The sequence below is a fragment of the Thalassolituus sp. UBA2590 genome (assembly GCF_002339775.1).
In the GTDB taxonomy this organism is placed as follows: Bacteria; Pseudomonadota; Gammaproteobacteria; order Pseudomonadales; family Oceanobacteraceae; genus Thalassolituus.
In genome coordinates this window covers 18,068-34,400 of sequence record NZ_DDKU01000078.1, presented here as the reverse complement: position 1 = coordinate 34,400, position 16,333 = coordinate 18,068, and the positions used below count along the sequence as shown (strand labels likewise).

The window sequence follows — 16,333 nt, the reverse complement described above, 5'->3', positions numbered from 1 at the left end:
CTGGCCTACCTGATCATGGCCAATAAGCTACCAGTGCGCCTGCGTCTGCTTATCCCCGCCGCTGAGAACGCAGTCAGTGGCAATGCTTTCAGACCCGGCGATGTTATTCCGACTCGCAAAGGTTTGACCGTCGAGATCGACAACACTGACGCGGAAGGCCGCCTGGTGCTGTGTGACGCATTGTTTGAAGGTGCCAGCGAAAAGCCTGACCTGATGATCGACTTCGCAACGTTAACGGGCGCATGCCGTGTTGCACTTGGCACGGACCTGCCCGGCTTCTTCACGAATCAGAAGCAGCTGGCTGGTGACCTTATGCAAGCGGGTGAAAAGATATCGGACCCTGTCTGGAACCTGCCCCTGTTCCGCATGTACAAAGAAGCCCTGCACAGCGAAGTTGCCGATATGGTCAACTCCGTTCCCGGCCCATTCGGGGGAGCAATCACAGCCGCGCTGTATCTGGAAGCATTCGTCGAAGAAACTCCATGGGTGCATTTCGACGTTATGGCCTGGAATCGCCGAGCACTCCGTGGGAAACCTGTCGGTGGTGAAGCTATGGGCATGAGAGCCATGTTCGAGTATCTGCGTCAGCGCTATCCGAACTAAGTAAATGAGAAATAAAAAAGCCCGACTGCAAAACAGCCGGGCTTTTTCAGGAGTTCACAACGTTATCAGGCAGTCTTACTGTCAGATTCTTTGTTGTAAATATCGTCTACGGTCACCTCAATGTTCTCAGGTTTGTGGTTAACCACAGCCGAACTTGCCTGTTTCTGGGTCTTGCGTGTTCCCTTCTTAAAGAGGGTGCGACGCGCATCCAGAATAACCCGACCAAACGAACCCCAGTCCAGAGAACCAACACAGGCCATTTCATCGCCTTTATGCCAGCTTGGGTTACGGCTTTCAAAGAAAGCGATCTTAGGCACAGCACGCTCTTTGTCAGTGATCGGTGTTACGAAGTCTGACAGTGTACAGGCGTCCTCACCGAAGTCCAGAAGGCCCGTTTCACGATTGAGTGCGCCCGGGAAGATGTTATCCGCAGCAGTAAAAGCAACATTCTTCAGGTGCGGATCATCACCGTCAATGTTCGGGTAATACTTGTAGAAGTTGTTTGCCAGAATCAGGTAGGTACGGTAGCCCATAGAAATCAGGAACCAGTACATCGGCAGAGTCGGATGACGGAGACGCTCTGAAAGCAACCAGCGGAAAAATGACTGAGGGAATGCAGAATGCCCCCAGTATTCTTTTGCCATCACAGTATCACCGCTGAAGAGAATTCGGACTGGCTTGCCGTCGACTTCAATGGTGCGGGCAACACCCGTCGAGAAACCCACGACCTTGCCGTCGGTTTTGCGCTTAGCAATGTGAGCACCGGTTTTATTCGAGAAGTCTTCCAGGAACTGTTCAAACGGCGTGTTCTGGTAGTACACCTTAAACAGTTCGTACATTCCCAGACACTCGTCGAGAGTAATGTCTTCACGCTTTTTGAAGCGCATTTTGATCGGAGGCAGTTTCTTCTGCGCTGCTTTGTTCGCTGACATAGTGAGAACTCCTGTCCCTTTTCATAGGGCTCATTTATTTTATTGTTCAAGCAGTGTCAGAAAGGTGGCAAAAGGGAGGTGTCCCAATGCGACAAAAAATAACAAGAGAGTCAGAAACACCACCACGGGAATCGCCATCAATGGCGCGCAGACGTAGTGTGAATTATGTTCTTATTATTTTTATTATCGGGGCAGTGCCCCACCATCTGACGTCATCACTGTGATGACAAGAAAATAAACAACTGTTAAGTAAACTAAAATTTGTCTATTAACTGACTGAGGAGTTTACGCCTTTTCAGGCCATAGCCAATGGGTAAAACGAGCCACAGAAACAATAGCCCGTTTTGTTACATAATGTAGTGACTTTAGTCACTTAATTTCAGCAATCTCTTTCTGGTATCGAGACTCGAAATTTTCGAAGGAATGACCGGCCTCTGCTGAGCAGCGGATGCCACCGGTTTCGATATTGTACACCCAACCGTGAATCTCTACCTTACCTGTGGCAAGTTTGGCAGCGACAACGGGATGTGTACGCAGATGCTGAACCTGCTGAAGAACGTTCTCTTCAATGGCTTCATTCAAGTGCTCATGGCCAAGACAGGCGCCACTTTCAATGCCGTTTCGCTCGCGCACAATTTCCATCGCCGAGCGACAATGCCCCAACCACTCTTTAACGTGAGGTAGGCCATTCAGGCCATCCATGTCCAGAGCACCTTTCACCGCACCACAGTCTGTATGGCCACACACAATAATATGGCGCACACCCAACACAGCAACTGCATACTCGATAGAGGCCGTCATACCGCCCGTTTCGTTAGAGTGTGGAGGAATGATGTTACCGGCATTACGGCAGATAAACAGGTCACCCGGATCGGACCCTGTCAGCAGATTAGGATCAATACGCGAGTCAGAACAAGTGATGAAGAGGAACTCGGGGCTTTGCCCACCTGCGAGGGTACCAAACAGGTCTTTCCGCTCTGGATAAACATTCTTACGGAAGTTGAGCACACCATTGATAACGTCTTTCACTGTCATTCCTCTTCTTCAGGGTTGCGTAGCCTAAATGATTTAGCCACATCACAACATAGCCCAAACAAGCTGCTCTGCTGCATCTGTCGCCAGAGCAACATTATAAGTCCGTACAACAAAATCAAAACTGATATATTTAATACCATCCATAAGCTGAATCTTATAGAGAAACCTGATGCCGCTCACCATCCAGAAACTTGCCAGTCGCCTGACATTCCGCCAGCTCCAGGTATACAAAGCCGTCTATGAACTGCGCAGTTACAGCCAGGCAGGCGACCTGCTCGGTCTGACCCAGCCGGCGGTGAGCAGTCAGGTACGACAGCTTGAGCAAGCGTTGGGCACATCGCTGTTCGAATACATAGGCCGCAAGCTTTACACCACAGCGGCTGGCGAGCGTATGTACGATGCAGTGAAAGGCATCTTCGCAGAGATCCTCGATCTGCAAACAGAGCTTGCAGCTCTGGAAGGCCGGGTCGCCGGCGAATTGCGCATTACCGCAGTAAATACTGCGCAATACGTTGTGCCATACCTCATGCGCCCCTTTCTCGATAAAAACCCTGACGTGCGGATCAGCGTACGGGTGGTTAACAGGGCAACAGCCATCGAGCGCTTGAGTGACAACGTCGACGACCTTGTCATTATGGGGATGGTGCCAGATGGCAAAGGGCTGATCTCAATCCCCTTCCTCGATAACGAACTGGTAGCAGTCGCACCGGCAGAGCACCCATTGCTCAGCCAACCAACCGTCAGCGCCGAAGAGTTTCTCAACAGCCGGTTACTGATGCGGGAAGCGGGCTCAGGTAGCCGGCTCGCACTCGAGGTTCATTGCCATGAAACCCGACTGAAGATACCTGAGGCTATGATTCTGGGCTCAAACGATGCGATTAAACATGCAGTCATTGCCGGTCTTGGCGTCGCTGTCTTACCGAAGTTGAGTATTTTGCCCGAACTTCAGCTAGGTACCCTGCAGATTCTTCCCATTGAGCACTTTCCACTGCGCCGTAGCTGGTGCCTAGTACACCCCGCAAACAAAAGTCTGACGCCAGCAGCGCGGGCATTTGTTGAGTATATTCAGCAAAACGCCGGAGAATTCAGCCGACAGTTTGATAAACAGAGCCACTACTTTCCACACGAGGATTTCTGAGGCAAACGGAAGCCTTCGGCAGATTCAGGAATATGCCTCCAGACCAGCTGGCCATCCTCCAGTAGTAAGACGCCCGCCCGCTGCCAGCGGGTTCCTGATGCGCTCCGGTTTCTGATGCCCTCTTGCCATAAGCGCATGACTCCCAATAGCGAGGGCAAGCCCATGAAATGAGACGCAGCGCAGAAGCCCAGACCTGCCTGACCATAAAGGTGACGCTCTGGATCATGATAGAAGGTCAGCCCCTCGGCGCCGCCAATGTCTGCCAACCAGGCGTCCCGCAATGCTTCATCACCATGCGTAACGACAACCACATGAACCTCAGAATTCTCTGCCGCCCAGCCACTCACGCGTTTGATATCCCGCTCAGCAAAAGGGCATCCGGTATGCCGCACAAAAACAAGTAAGGATCGTCCGGGAAACCGTATTTCAGGTGGAAGGTCTAAGAAGTCACCGAGACGCAAGTCATCACGCACCGCCTGCATCGGCGGCTTTTTAAGAAATATTGAAGCCAAAGTATGTCCACGTCTCAGATACAAAAAAGCCCGGATAATCCGGGCTTAATATGAAAGGATCTCAGATCAGTTAGCACGACCTGTGAACTTGCTTTCATCGGTATTCACCTTAATACGGTCGCCCTCTGCAATATGCTCAGGCACCTGCACGACCAAACCTGTGCTCAATGTCGCAGGTTTAGTACGGGATGTCGCCGACGCACCTTTCATTGCTGGCGCGGTTTCAACGATCACCAGCTCAACGATTGTTGGCAGATCAACACCGACCGCAGACTCGTTAAGAACAACCACCTGCAGCCCTTGAGTCTCTTCATTGATAAACATCGACTCTTCAGCGATGGTCTCTTTGTTCAGCGGGTACATGGTGAAGTCTTCAGAATCCATGAAGTTGTACTCGTCACCATCAATGTACGACAGAGTCACGGGGCGACGAACCAGATCCGCCAGGTTCAGCATATCGCTGTCTTTGAAGGATTCATCCAGCTTAGCGCCAGTCACCACATCGTACATACGCATACGGTAGATAGAACCACCGGCGCGGCCCTGTGGCACAGAACGCTCGATGTCTTTTACGAAGTACACGCTGCCGTTGTACTCAACCGCAGCATTCTTTTTAATTTCACTGGCCTTAGGCATGAAAACTAGCTCTTAGTTAACGAATTTCGAAGCGTGAGATTACACCAAGCCGGTAAAGAAGCAAGCGCGACAAACACAGCTCAACGCACCAGACGGATTCCCATATATTGCCATTTGAGCCAAGGCTGGAAGAAGTTACGGTAGGTTTTCCTGCTATGTCCTTCTGGTGTCGCGACTGAACCACCGCGCAGCACCATCTGGTTCACCATAAACTTGCCGTTATACTCGCCAACAGCGCCGCTGGCTGTACTAAACCCTGGGTAAGGTAAGTAGGCACTGTTAGTCCACTCCCAACGCTCACCCCACTGAATCTTATGAGAAGCGACTTCCCATTCAGACTCGGTTGGTAAGCGGCAGCCTTTCCATGCTGCGAACGCTGATGCCTCATAAAAGTTCACATGCGCCACTGGCAGATCAGGTTGAACAGGACGCAATCCATTGAAGTCATAAACCATCCATTCCTGTTCAGGCTTCTGCCAGTACAGAGGCGCTTCTGCATTTGTTTCCTGCACCCAACACCATCCGTCGGAATGCCATAAATCAAACCGTTGATACCCACCGTCTTCTATAAAAGCCAGGTACTCTCGGTTGGTAACTAAAGAGCGACGTATTTCAAAATCTTCGATGTACTGCTTGTGTGCTCCATGTTCGTTATCAAACGAAAACCCTTTATGACTGGCCGGGACACCCACCGAATAAACACCACCTCCCACGGCAGCCCATTGCTCTGTTAACTCGGAGGCGACAGCCTGAGTCGATCGCAGTTCAGGTACTTCCAGAGGTGGGGATAAGGGGTTATGGCCAAGGATGTATTTTATATCCGTAATCAGCAGTTCTTGATGCTGTTGCTCGTGATTCAGGCCCAGTCCCACCAATGCTTCGAGATCAGGAGAGAGATCATTACGTTCCAGAAACTGAGCCATGGCATCATCAACGTAACTCCGGTAGGCGTAGACTTCATCGACCGTTGGACGGCTCAGGTTTCCCCGGTCTGCTCTCGGTACGCGCTCGCCTACTGTTTCGTAATAACTGTTAAACAGATATCCCCACGCCGGATGAAATACCTGATAGCCGGAAGAGTGTGGTGAAAGAATAAAGGTTTCAAAGAACCAAGTGGTATGAGCGAGATGCCATTTCGGCGGGCTCACATCAACAACAGGCTGAACGACATAGTCCTCAGAAGCGAGATTCCGACATATCGACTCAGAGGCAGCCCGGACCAGGCGATATTGATTCAACAGGTCTGACATCAGTTCTTCATCCAGACGGCGTTAACGAACCAGCCCTTACTATCCAGACAATGTTTTACTGGTGAAAATCCGGTTGTCACCGCCAGATCATCAACCTCTGTCAGACTGAATTTGCGCGAGACCTCCATAAACACAGGCTCGTGCTTCTCGAATGATATTGAGCGCCCGGCGATGCTCACCGCCTGGTTTGTCTGACTGATCAGATAGCTCTGACATGCGCCACTGACAGGGTTGTAGGTCTGATAGTGCTCAAAGTTTTCTAACCGGAAATCGGCTCCTAGTTCACCGTTAATACGGCGAAGTAAGTTAAGATTGAATTCCCGTGTCAGCCCGTCGCTGTCGTCGTATGCTTTTAATATCGTGCGGGGATCTTTTTTCAGATCAAAACCTGTAATTAATAAATCACCCGGGTGCATGTGCTCACCAAGACGCAGGCAGAATGTGTGGCAGTCTTCGACGGGCATGTTTCCGATGTTCGAGCCGAGAAACAGCACAACTTTGCGACGTTGAGAAAACCGATCAATTTCCCCAAATGCAGCGAAGTAATCGCCTTCGAACGGATGAATATCGATACCTGAAATATTCTGCTGAATACCCGCGCACAACACATCGAGAATGTGACCAGAGATATCGACCGGTAAGTATCGGAAGTCAGCATTCGCTTCTGACAGGTACCGCAGCAAATGACGTGTTCTTATTCCGTCACCGGCCCCAAGTTCTACAAGGTCAAATCCGGCTCCGTCGATATTCAGCTCGGACACCAGCTCGTTCGCTTTTTCGCGAAACACTTCCATCTCGCAGCGCGTCAGGTAGTAATCGTCACAACGCATAATACGTTGGAATAAGTGATCTCCGGCTTCATCGTAGAAGTATTTGGATGACAGTGACTTCTGAGGCTGGCTAAGCCCACGCAGAACATCGTTAAGAAAAGTTGTGTTGACCGGCGCGTTATCTGCTTCCTGCACGTGCGCCAGAACTGAGTGTGTACCAGACATAGTATCCCTGCCTATTCAGAGTGGCATCGCTACAGAACTCAGCTGCCACTGTCATTATTCTATAGAACCCGAAGGCCATTTCGTCAGTACTGCTAATGTCACCCTATGCCAAGGGTCTGAACAATGCAGCTACTTGGCCGAACCTGATACGCCAAACCAGCTATTCGACCAGAGGTCAGGGATACCAGTGAACTATGACAGTTTTACGTATGTCTGGACTTTTGCTGGGTTTGATTGCCATCAGTGGCACAGGAGGGACAAAGACAGGCTTTATTCCGGCTTGAAGCGGGGATCCGGTCGAGAGCGTGCTGACTGATTGTCTCAGTCATACACCAGCATAGAGTATCGAAAGAGCCCGCAGCGGCGGGCTGACAGTGGTTGTCAGCGCCGCACAGCGGGCAGCTGTGCTCAGGCCGAGGTGAAGAGGCATGCGAATTATGAGAGGTATGCGATTCAGTCATACCCCAGAGCATACCTCAGAAGTTCACGGCCAGACCAACACCAAGAGCATCCAGTTCTACATCATCGTCGTCGATGTAGTTCATATATTCTGCGTTAATTTCTAATCGCTCATTGATGTTGAAGTCTGCGCCAATACCCATAGAAAGGCCCATTTCATCGTCAGAATCACTGAAGGCGCCATTGTCATAGCTGTAATCCGCACGGGTCAGACCGACGATAGCGTATGGAAAAAATACGTCAGATAAGGCAATACCACCACGGACATAACCGCCCAGCAGGCTGTCCAGCTCCACGCCATCGTCATCAAGGCCAAAACCAGCACGAACTTCACCGGAAAAGTTCTCATTGATGTACATGCCAAAACGACCGTATGGCATGGTGACGTCATTGTCGTCTCCCAGCTCTGCCATTCCCAGACCACCACCGGCATACATTGCACGATCCGCCATTACCGGAGCGGCACAGGCGCCAGCGATACCAAGAATTGCCATTTTCTTTGTCAGTGTGTTCATGACCATTTTCATAAAAACATCTCCGTAATAAAAAACGAGTACGTAATCGGAGAGCTCATATCGAAAATAGTTCGAATTATATTTTTTGAATTTTAAGGAACTATATTTGGCTTGAATCATTTAGCTTGAATCAGCACGCATAAAAAAAGCCGCTAAGACTTCATGTCTTGCGGCTTTTTCCCTCTTTTTCAGAGGAAGGCCACTTTACGGTGGCCAGGGTGCTTTAATTAAAATCAGTTACGAATCAGGTGATCGAATGCGCCAAGCGCGGCCGTTGCACCGGCCCCCATCGAGATGATGATCTGCTTGTACGGTACATTCGTACAGTCACCCGCGGCAAATATGCCCGGAATACTGGTTTGCCCGTGGTCATCAATCACCACTTCGCCGCGTTCAGTCAGTGTCACTGTGTCCTTAAGGAACTCAGTGTTTGGCACCAGACCGATCTGTACGAAGATACCAGCGAGCTCGACGATATGAGTTTCGTCTGTTTCGCGGTCTTTATACTGCAGACCGGTAACACGCTGACCATCGCCCAGTACTTCTGTGGTCATTGCCTGTTTGATGATTTCAACATTCGGCAGAGATTCTGCTTTCTTCACCAGTACGGCATCCGCACGCAGTGTGTCTGAAAACTCAAGTACAGTTACATGCTCAACGATACCTGCGAGATCGATTGCAGCTTCAATACCTGAATTACCACCACCAATCACAGCCACTTTTTTGCCTTTGAACAGAGGACCGTCACAGTGTGGGCAGTACGCCACACCTTTATTACGGTATTCCTGCTCACCCGGAACGTTCATCTCTCTCCAGCGAGCGCCTGTAGCCAGAATCACTGACTTGCCACTGAGCACAGCGCCATTCGACAGCTCAACTTCGGTCAGGCCGCTGTCTGTTTTACGAACACCAACGGCTTTCTGGGCCTTCATCACATCAACGTCATATTCTTTGACGTGCTCTTCGAGGTGCGCCACCAGCTTCGGACCTTCGGTGTAAGGAACAGAGATAAAGTTCTCAATCCCCACAGTGTCTGCGACCTGCCCGCCAAAGCGATCTGCAACGACACCGGTACGGATACCCTTACGAGCCGCATAAATCGCTGCAGACGCGCCTGCAGGCCCACCACCGACAACGAGAACGTCGAAGGGGTCTTTGTCTTTCAGTGCGGCGGCGGCTTTCTCGTCGGCATCGTCATCAACCAAGTTAATGATATCTGCCAGAGTCTGCTTACCGTTCGCCAGTGGCTCACCATTCAGGTACAGCGCAGGCACCGCCATGATGTCTTTACTGGTCACTTCTTCCTGGAATACACCGCCATCAATCATGGTTGCGGTGATGTTCGGATTCAGAGCCGCCATCAGGTTAATCGACTGAACGACATCCGGGCAGTTGTGGCACGAAAGCGACACGTACACTTCAAAGTTCAGTTCTTTAGTCAGTGCCTTCGCCTGATCCTGTAATGCCTGGTCTTCCTTCGATGGGTGGCTACCTGCCTGCAGCAGTGCCAGGACCAGAGAGGTAAACTCGTGGCCCAGCGGAATACCCGCGAAGAATACACGCGGAGCGTTGTCTTCTTTCGCAATCGCCATCACCGGTGCACGACCATTAATTTTGTCTTCAGTCGTGCTGACAGAAATCTTATCGTTCAGCTCTGCGATCTCACGCGCCAGCTCTTCCAGTTCATTCGACTTAGGCGAACCATCCACAGCGACCAGCAGTGAAATCGGGTTACGCAGGTTATCAAGGTATGCGCCCAGCTGTTGTTTCATGTTTGCATCAAGCATGATGGTTTCCTTTATGTTGATTCGGCTTCTGGCTGCTACTTATATGGTGCCGGAAGCGCCTTAATTCAAAGTACAGGATTATAGTAGCGCCTCAGTGTTGATAAGATAAATCAATCTTTTCTAAGAGGGTGATAGTGACTGACTAATAAGGGCTTTGGCTTCTTACTATGAAGTCCTATCTATAGATAAGCGCAGATGTACTGGTTGGCTCAGAAGTACTGTTGGGAGTCCATATCAGCAGAGAGTACTCTGACAATACTCAATGATGCGTCCGAAACCACGTAATAGATAACGTAGCGGTCAACATAAAAACTACGAACTCCATTAGCCAACTCTTCACGTTCCACACCCAGTAATGGAAACTCAGCCAAACGCTCTATGGCAACCAGCAACTTGTCCAAGAAACGATCTGCGTTGATCGGCTGATCGGCGGCGATGTACAACCAGATCGAGAGCAGATCATTCTCTGCTTCAGAAGAAACTTCAGTATTAAGCATCGGACATTCCCTATCGTTTGGCTTAACTGCAATTAGATTGCTAGCTATCTTTGTTCAACATTGCTCTTCCTCGAGCCTTCACCGAATTCATATCCAGCGGTTTACTGCCACCACCTTCTAACGAGTTCAGACCTTTTGCAATCTCACTGCGAAGCATCGCCAACCCCTGCTCATCATCCTCAAGCTTGCGCAAACCCGCTCGAATGACCTCACTGGCCGAGCCATAACGTCCGCTCTGTACTTGCTCAGCCACAAAATTATCGAAATGATCACCTAAGGTGACACTTGTATTCTTCGGCATGCCCGTACCTCCAATACCAAATATAGGTATATATTGGTATTTCACTTCATCAATGTCAAAAACACAAACAAAAAACCCCAGCCGAAGCCGGGGTTTTTATCGCACATCTGAGCGTCAGCGAGGCAGGCTGCGCTAGGCAAAAGTCGGTTGAGGAAGCGGAGTTTAGTTCACCTAAATGAGCATTCCGAGACCAACTTTTAACGCCGCACAGACAACGCAGTTAGCTCAGAAGCTGAGGCGATGAGCTGCAAGGCATCCTTGAGCGAGTACCCAAAAAGAAAAACCCCAGCAGAAGCCAGGGTTTTCATCACACATCTGAGCGTTAGCGACAAGGCGCTAACTCAGATCATCTGGCACAGCTGAGGCGATGAGCTGCAAGGCATTTTTGAGCGAGTACCCAAGACATACCAGATTGGTAGGCGCAGGGACGAGCGAAAAAATAACACCGCAGATCGCGTCTCAGCGAGGCCAGAATTAGATCTTGCCAACCAGATCCAGTGAAGGAGCCAGAGTCTCGTCGCCTTCTTTCCACTTAGCAGGGCAAACCTGACCTGGGTTGTTGCGAACGTACTGAGCTGCTTTCACTTTACGCATCAGATCGTCAGCGTCACGGCCGATACCTTCAGCAGTGATTTCCATTGCCTGGATTACACCGTCTGGATCGATCAGGAAAGTAGCACGGTCTGCCAGACCCTGGCCTGGACGCATTACACCGAAGTTGTTGGTGATAGTGCCGTTCTGGTCGCCCAGCATGTAGTACTTGATCTTACCGATGGTTTCAGAAGCATCGTGCCATGCTTTGTGTACGAAGTGAGTATCGGTAGAAACAGAGAACACCTCTACGCCCAGCTTCTGCAATTCTTCGTATTTGTCAGCCACATCACCCAGTTCAGTTGGGCAAACGAAAGTGAAGTCAGCTGGGTAGAAGAAGAAGATAGCCCACTTACCTTTTACGTCAGCGTCAGTTACGTCAACGAATTCGCCATCTTTGAATGCCGTTGCGCTAAATGGCTTAATTTCTGTATCGATCATGGTGTTTCTCCATTAGGTTTATGTTTGAACGAGTTCCATACTAGAAGCATGGAGCTTATACGTTAAATTGATCTTTTCAAACCATCTGATAGCAATAGCCTATCAAGCTACCAACACAGGATTACCCTTGTGTGACACCCTGTGCGGCAGTCTCTCTGCGTGAGAGTTCCGCAGGCATGCTTTCGAGGTGCAATGTCCTTGTCGGAAAGGCACAGTCAGCACCACTCTCATGGATGATATCCATTATTTTGAGCAGTACGTCTTGCTTCACCTCATGGTAATGCACCCAGTCAGTAGTCTTAGTGAAGGTGTAAATAAAGAAATCAAGGCTCGACGCACCAAACGCATTAAAATTTACAATCATGGTCTGATCCTGATCGATCTCACCATGCTGGCGCAGCATGTCGCGTACTTTTTCCATGATGCCCCGTACGACTTGCGCATCCTGATAGCGCACACCAATGGTTTCATAGATGCGACGATTCAGCATCCGTGACGGGTTCTCTACTGAGATACTGGTGAACACAGAGTTAGGGACATACAGCGGACGCTTATCGAATGTACGTATGCGGGTCACGCGAAAGCCGATGCTTTCGACCGTACCTTCAATTGAACGATCCGGTGAACGTATCCAGTCACCTACCTTGAATGGCTTATCGAGATAGATAATCAGCGAACCGAAGAAGTTCGCCAGCAGATCTTTCGCCGCCAGACCAACAATCAGGCCGCCCATACCACCGAAGGCAAGAATCCCCGAGATTGAAATCCCCAACAACTGAAAAACCGGCAGTATGATGAGTATGGTCACGGCGAGCTTAGCCAGTTTGCCGACCAGCTGAACCGTCGTCGGGTCCATGCCACCTTCGAGTTGTTTTTCTTCGACGCGGTTAATTAAGCGCCACATGGCCCAGGCGGCAAGAATAATCAGCGATAACTGGCGCACCACCGAGATGCTGCCCTGCACTTCTTTATCGTAATACGCGGCGGTGATGTCTCCGGCCCAGGTCAGGCCAACCGCGACAATCATCCAGTTAACTGGCACTGCAATCGCATTGATGACCACGTCGTCCCAGTGGTTCTCCGTGCTTGCGACAAGCTGTACCAGACGTTTGCGCAACATGCGCCAGAAAAGGCCTGCTATCAGTGTCAGAGTCAGAGCGATACCGACATTCCAGAACCATTCGTAGTCCTGACCCGCCAGTTCGTTCCACCAGCTCATGTATATTTCCATTACTTTGTATTCCTGACTTATCCGGACGTTTTACCCGAGGCACCACCACGCTGGCGCACCGCTTCGAACAGACAGACACCGGTTGCTACTGACACATTCAGTGAGCTGACCTCACCGGCCATGGGGATCTTCACAAGGTGGTCGCAATGCTCTCGCGTCAGGCGACGCATGCCCGGGCCTTCAGCGCCCATGACCAACGCCAGAGGGCCTTTGCAGTCCTGCTGGTAAATCGTGGTGGTTGCTTCGCCCGCCGTACCAATAATCCAGATGCCACGCTCCTGCAGGTCTTTCATGGTCCGCGCCAGGTTCGTTACCTGAATATACGGCACTGCTTCTGCAGCGCCACAAGCGACTTTAGCAGCCACTGCCGTCAACGGTGCCGACTTGTCTTTCGGAGCGATGACCAGATGAATACCTGCCGCATCGGCGGTACGTAATACGGCCCCCAGGTTATGAGGGTCAGTCACGCCATCGAGAATCAATACAAACGGGTCGCCAGTGATGTTATCGAGGATATCCGGCAGGTGTTTTTCTGACTTCCCCTGCACGGGTTTTCTCAGTGCCACAATACCCTGATGGTTGCCTTCCGCCTTCTGGTTAAGCAACCCCTTATCGGCTTCCATGACGGACAAGCCTTCGGCCTCTGCCAGATCGAGGATTTTCTGCATTTTTGCATCAACCCGACCTTTCTGAACCCAGATTTCCACCACTTGACCAGGGGATCGTTGCAGCAGTGTTGTAACGGCGTGGATGCCGTAAACCGATTCAAGCTTCATTTATTTTTTCTTACGTGGATTCTTCTTAGCGGTCGATTTAGAAGCAGCTTTGCCCGATGCTCCTGCACTTTTCTTAGCGTTCAGCTTCTGGCGTTTACTGGGCTTTTTCTTCGATGTTTTTTTGCTGTCGGCCCTGGTCGAGCCCGGTCCGCCTGATTTACCTGAACCGGCTTTCTTTTTACCCGGATTCATCAGCTCTTCTTTGGTCATGCCCTTTTTCTCGCCCGCCTTGCCACCAGCAGGGCGCTTGCGCGGTAAGCGAGCGGGTTTCGGCATATCCAGGCTATCAGCACTCCGTCCGGCATTAACAGGCGCGGTAGTTAATTCGAAGTCGACCTTGCGATCATCCAGATCAACGCCAACCACTTTCACCCAGATGTTGTCACCGAGACGGAAGCTGCGACGCGTGCGCTCGCCGATAAGACGATGCTTAACCGCATCGAACTGATAGAAATCATTCTGCAGTGTGCTGACATGCACGAGGCCTTCGACGTAAACATTTTTAAGTTCAACGAATAAACCGAACCCTGTTACGGCAGAAATAACACCTTCAAAATCTTCACCCACTTTGTCGCGGATATATTCACACTTCAGGAAGTCGGTGACATCACGGGTAGCATCGTCTGCGCGGCGCTCGGCCATAGAGCAGTGCTCGCCCATATTGACCATGGCCTGCAGGTCGTATGGATAAATCGTACGTTTGGCCATGTTCTTCGTGCCTTCTGCGCGAAGTACGTGCTTACACTCCTGCTCACTGCGGATAACGCTGCGGATACCGCGATGAACCAGAAGGTCCGGGTAGCGACGGATCGGTGACGTGAAGTGCGTGTACGCTTTGTACGCCAGACCAAAGTGACCCTCGTTCTCAGGCTCGTACTTCGCCTGACTAAGTGAGCGCAGTAGCACCGTCTGTATCAAGTGCGAATCCGGGCGCTTTTCAATCTGGCTGAGTAGCGTCTGGTAATCCTTAGGCGCTGGGTCTTTACCGTTCGGCATGGTCAGGCCCATTTCACCCAGGAAAGCACCGAGGTTTTCGAGCTTTTCAGCACTCGGACCTTTGTGTACACGGTACAGCGCCGGAATCTCATAACGGCTGAAGAAATCAGCGGCACAGACGTTCGCCGCCAGCATGCACTCTTCAATCAGCATGTGAGCATGGTTGCGTTCGGTCGGTACGATTTCCTGAATTTTGCGTTCAGCATCGAACACGATCCGGGTTTCGATCGAATCAAAGTCCATCGCACCACGGACTTCACGCTGCTCGCGAAGAATATGAAATAAGCGATACAGCTCATCAACGTGAGGCACTACGTCGGCGTAATGTTCGCGCCACTGGCCCTGAATCTCGCTGTCGGCGTCCGGATTAATCATGTCCCAGACTTTGTTGTACGTCAGGCGGGCATGGGAGTGAATAATCCCTTCCATGAACTTGTAGCCTGAAATACGCCCGGCTTTGGAGATGGTCATTTCACAGACCATGGTCAGGCGGTCAACGTGCGGGTTCAGAGAGCACAAACCGTTAGACAGTTTCTCTGGCAGCATAGGCACAACGAAGCCCGGAAAATACACCGACGTCGCGCGCTGATACGCCTCATTATCGAGGGGGGATTTCACCTTCACATAATGCGAGACATCGGCAATGGCCACCCATAAGCGCCAGCCACCAGTGTTCTTGTTACGCTCGCAGTACACAGCATCGTCGAAGTCGCGGGCGTCTTCACCGTCGATAGTGACGAATGGCAAATGACGCAGATCGATGCGGTTTTTCTTGTCTGCTGCTTTTACCTGATCCGGAATTTTCTTAGTTTCAGCCTCGACTTCCTCTGGCCATTCGTGAGGAATGTTGTGGCTTCGGATCGCCACATCGATTTCCATACCCGGCGCCAGGTGTTCGCCCAGTACCTCAATGACTGCACCCACCGGCAGACCTTTCGGTGACGGCTGACGGGTAATATTCGCAACAACGAACTGACCGTGCTCGGCGCCGTTACGGCCATCCGCCGGAATCAGAACTTCCATCGGAATGCGTTTGTTGTCGGGTTGCAGAATGCCGACGCCCGACTCTTCGAAGTAACGCCCAACAATCTGTTGCGTGTTGCGCTGTAAAACCTCAACGATCTTTCCTTCCGGGCGACCACGACGATCCAGCCCCAGTATCTGCACAGCGACCTTGTCACCATGAAAGACCTTGCGCATCTGTCGATTCGACAGATAGACATCATCACCTTCGTCGCGTAGTACGAAACCGAAACCATCACGATGTCCCATGACGGTTCCCTGTACCAGGTCGACCTTTTTCATCGGCATAAACTGATTACGACGATTGCTGATCAGCTGGCCATCCCGACACATGGCGATCAGACGACGACGCACTGCTTCAACGCGGTCCTCGTCGGTTTCCCCAAGTACTTCACAGACTTCAGGGTGTGTCAGGGGGCTGGGCGCATCTTCGAGCACCATCAAGAGTGCATCGCGGCTCGCCACCGGGTTGTCGTATTTTTCAGCCTCAGCGGCAGCATTCGGGTCTTTGAAGGTTTTTGTCTTCTTGGTATCGCTCAAGCGATCACTCCTGGAAGGAAAAGTTTGGGTCAGTATACAGCACGGGCGCAGTGTTCAAAGGCCCCATGCAGGCAC

General features: G+C 51.0%; 17 protein-coding genes. 2 read left to right on the top strand and 15 right to left on the bottom strand.

The window, feature by feature from the left end; all coding sequences use genetic code 11:
- Nucleotides 1-603: leucyl aminopeptidase family protein (locus B2067_RS07615; RefSeq protein WP_414716531.1), on the top strand; the 603-nt coding region annotated here is incomplete at its 5' end.
- 65 nt (nucleotides 604-668) lie between these two features.
- On the opposite strand, the gene B2067_RS07610 is transcribed toward B2067_RS07615, so the two are convergent.
- Entirely contained in the window at nucleotides 669-1,535 is an 867-nt protein-coding gene (locus B2067_RS07610) for a hypothetical protein (protein WP_076515672.1), read from the bottom strand.
- Nucleotides 1,536-1,904: 369 nt separating this feature from the next.
- On the bottom strand, nucleotides 1,905-2,564 hold the full coding sequence (locus B2067_RS07605) for a carbonic anhydrase (RefSeq protein WP_301387992.1): 660 nt from the start codon (nucleotides 2,562-2,564) through the stop codon (nucleotides 1,905-1,907).
- Nucleotides 2,565-2,739: 175 nt separating this feature from the next.
- Between B2067_RS07605 and B2067_RS07600 the strand changes: the two genes are divergently transcribed.
- Entirely contained in the window at nucleotides 2,740-3,708 is a 969-nt protein-coding gene (locus tag B2067_RS07600; RefSeq protein ID WP_068444063.1) for a LysR family transcriptional regulator, read from the top strand.
- On the opposite strand, the gene B2067_RS07595 is transcribed toward B2067_RS07600, so the two are convergent.
- From B2067_RS07595 to rnr, 13 genes are all read right to left on the bottom strand, one after another.
- Nucleotides 3,684-4,220, bottom strand: coding sequence for an AhpC/TSA family protein (locus tag B2067_RS07595; RefSeq protein WP_301387991.1), 537 nt, complete (start codon nucleotides 4,218-4,220; stop codon nucleotides 3,684-3,686). The genes B2067_RS07600 and B2067_RS07595 overlap by 25 nt on opposite strands.
- A 66-nt stretch (nucleotides 4,221-4,286) precedes the next feature.
- The gene (gene yeiP / locus B2067_RS07590; protein WP_068434639.1) at nucleotides 4,287-4,856 is read right to left on the bottom strand and encodes an elongation factor P-like protein YeiP; all 570 of its coding nucleotides are present in this window, start codon (nucleotides 4,854-4,856) and stop codon (nucleotides 4,287-4,289) included.
- An 80-nt stretch (nucleotides 4,857-4,936) separates the two neighbouring features.
- Nucleotides 4,937-6,106: an ergothioneine biosynthesis protein EgtB gene (gene egtB, locus B2067_RS07585; protein ID WP_301387989.1), complete on the bottom strand. Its 1,170-nt coding sequence runs from the start codon at nucleotides 6,104-6,106 to the stop codon at nucleotides 4,937-4,939.
- Nucleotides 6,106-7,101: an L-histidine N(alpha)-methyltransferase gene (locus B2067_RS07580; RefSeq protein ID WP_301387987.1), complete on the bottom strand. Its 996-nt coding sequence runs from the start codon at nucleotides 7,099-7,101 to the stop codon at nucleotides 6,106-6,108. Before B2067_RS07580 ends, egtB begins: the two co-directional genes overlap by 1 nt.
- 203 nt (nucleotides 7,102-7,304) lie before the next feature.
- Nucleotides 7,305-7,562, bottom strand: coding sequence for a cysteine-rich CWC family protein (locus B2067_RS16080; RefSeq protein WP_368043852.1), 258 nt, complete (start codon nucleotides 7,560-7,562; stop codon nucleotides 7,305-7,307).
- Between the two features lie 15 nt (nucleotides 7,563-7,577).
- Nucleotides 7,578-8,087, bottom strand: a complete 510-nt coding sequence (locus B2067_RS07575) for a porin family protein (RefSeq protein ID WP_068434630.1) — start codon at nucleotides 8,085-8,087, stop codon at nucleotides 7,578-7,580.
- 221 nt (nucleotides 8,088-8,308) lie between these two features.
- Complete coding sequence (gene ahpF, locus B2067_RS07570) at nucleotides 8,309-9,862, bottom strand: alkyl hydroperoxide reductase subunit F (RefSeq protein ID WP_076515687.1); 1,554 nt, start codon at nucleotides 9,860-9,862, stop codon at nucleotides 8,309-8,311.
- A 209-nt stretch (nucleotides 9,863-10,071) separates the two neighbouring features.
- A complete protein-coding gene (locus B2067_RS07565; RefSeq protein ID WP_301387985.1) occupies nucleotides 10,072-10,359 on the bottom strand; it encodes a type II toxin-antitoxin system RelE/ParE family toxin in 288 nt (95 codons plus the stop codon).
- 40 nt (nucleotides 10,360-10,399) lie between these two features.
- The gene (locus B2067_RS07560) at nucleotides 10,400-10,660 is read right to left on the bottom strand and encodes a type II toxin-antitoxin system ParD family antitoxin (protein ID WP_301387983.1); all 261 of its coding nucleotides are present in this window, start codon (nucleotides 10,658-10,660) and stop codon (nucleotides 10,400-10,402) included.
- A gap of 474 nt (nucleotides 10,661-11,134) precedes the next feature.
- The gene (ahpC, locus tag B2067_RS07555; protein WP_068435382.1) at nucleotides 11,135-11,692 is read right to left on the bottom strand and encodes an alkyl hydroperoxide reductase subunit C; all 558 of its coding nucleotides are present in this window, start codon (nucleotides 11,690-11,692) and stop codon (nucleotides 11,135-11,137) included.
- A 121-nt stretch (nucleotides 11,693-11,813) separates the two neighbouring features.
- On the bottom strand, nucleotides 11,814-12,923 hold the full coding sequence (locus B2067_RS07550; protein ID WP_297530897.1) for a mechanosensitive ion channel family protein: 1,110 nt from the start codon (nucleotides 12,921-12,923) through the stop codon (nucleotides 11,814-11,816).
- Between the two features lie 17 nt (nucleotides 12,924-12,940).
- The gene (gene rlmB / locus B2067_RS07545) at nucleotides 12,941-13,699 is read right to left on the bottom strand and encodes a 23S rRNA (guanosine(2251)-2'-O)-methyltransferase RlmB (protein ID WP_297530895.1); all 759 of its coding nucleotides are present in this window, start codon (nucleotides 13,697-13,699) and stop codon (nucleotides 12,941-12,943) included.
- Nucleotides 13,700-16,258 (bottom strand): ribonuclease R, encoded by a 2,559-nt coding sequence (rnr, locus tag B2067_RS07540; RefSeq protein ID WP_301387982.1) that lies wholly within the window; start codon nucleotides 16,256-16,258, stop codon nucleotides 13,700-13,702.
- Nucleotides 16,259-16,333 lie beyond the last annotated feature (75 nt).

What these genes read in the sequence shown, in the direction of transcription:
- B2067_RS07550 (WP_297530897.1), bottom strand. Translation starts at nt 12,923, where the DNA reads ATGGAAATATACATGAGCTGGTGGAACGAACTGGCGGGTCAGGACTAC.
- B2067_RS07560 (WP_301387983.1), bottom strand. Translation starts at nt 10,660, where the DNA reads ATGCCGAAGAATACAAGTGTCACCTTAGGTGATCATTTCGATAATTTT.
- B2067_RS07610 (WP_076515672.1), bottom strand. Translation starts at nt 1,535, where the DNA reads ATGTCAGCGAACAAAGCAGCGCAGAAGAAACTGCCTCCGATCAAAATG.
- B2067_RS07600 (WP_068444063.1), top strand. Translation starts at nt 2,740, where the DNA reads ATGCCGCTCACCATCCAGAAACTTGCCAGTCGCCTGACATTCCGCCAG.
- ahpF (WP_076515687.1), bottom strand. Translation starts at nt 9,862, where the DNA reads ATGCTTGATGCAAACATGAAACAACAGCTGGGCGCATACCTTGATAAC.
- ahpC (WP_068435382.1), bottom strand. Translation starts at nt 11,692, where the DNA reads ATGATCGATACAGAAATTAAGCCATTTAGCGCAACGGCATTCAAAGAT.
- B2067_RS07565 (WP_301387985.1), bottom strand. Translation starts at nt 10,359, where the DNA reads ATGCTTAATACTGAAGTTTCTTCTGAAGCAGAGAATGATCTGCTCTCG.
- rlmB (WP_297530895.1), bottom strand. Translation starts at nt 13,699, where the DNA reads ATGAAGCTTGAATCGGTTTACGGCATCCACGCCGTTACAACACTGCTG.
- egtB (WP_301387989.1), bottom strand. Translation starts at nt 6,106, where the DNA reads ATGTCAGACCTGTTGAATCAATATCGCCTGGTCCGGGCTGCCTCTGAG.
- yeiP (WP_068434639.1), bottom strand. Translation starts at nt 4,856, where the DNA reads ATGCCTAAGGCCAGTGAAATTAAAAAGAATGCTGCGGTTGAGTACAAC.
- B2067_RS07575 (WP_068434630.1), bottom strand. Translation starts at nt 8,087, where the DNA reads ATGAAAATGGTCATGAACACACTGACAAAGAAAATGGCAATTCTTGGT.
- B2067_RS07580 (WP_301387987.1), bottom strand. Translation starts at nt 7,101, where the DNA reads ATGTCTGGTACACACTCAGTTCTGGCGCACGTGCAGGAAGCAGATAAC.
- B2067_RS16080 (WP_368043852.1), bottom strand. Translation starts at nt 7,562, where the DNA reads ATGACTGAATCGCATACCTCTCATAATTCGCATGCCTCTTCACCTCGG.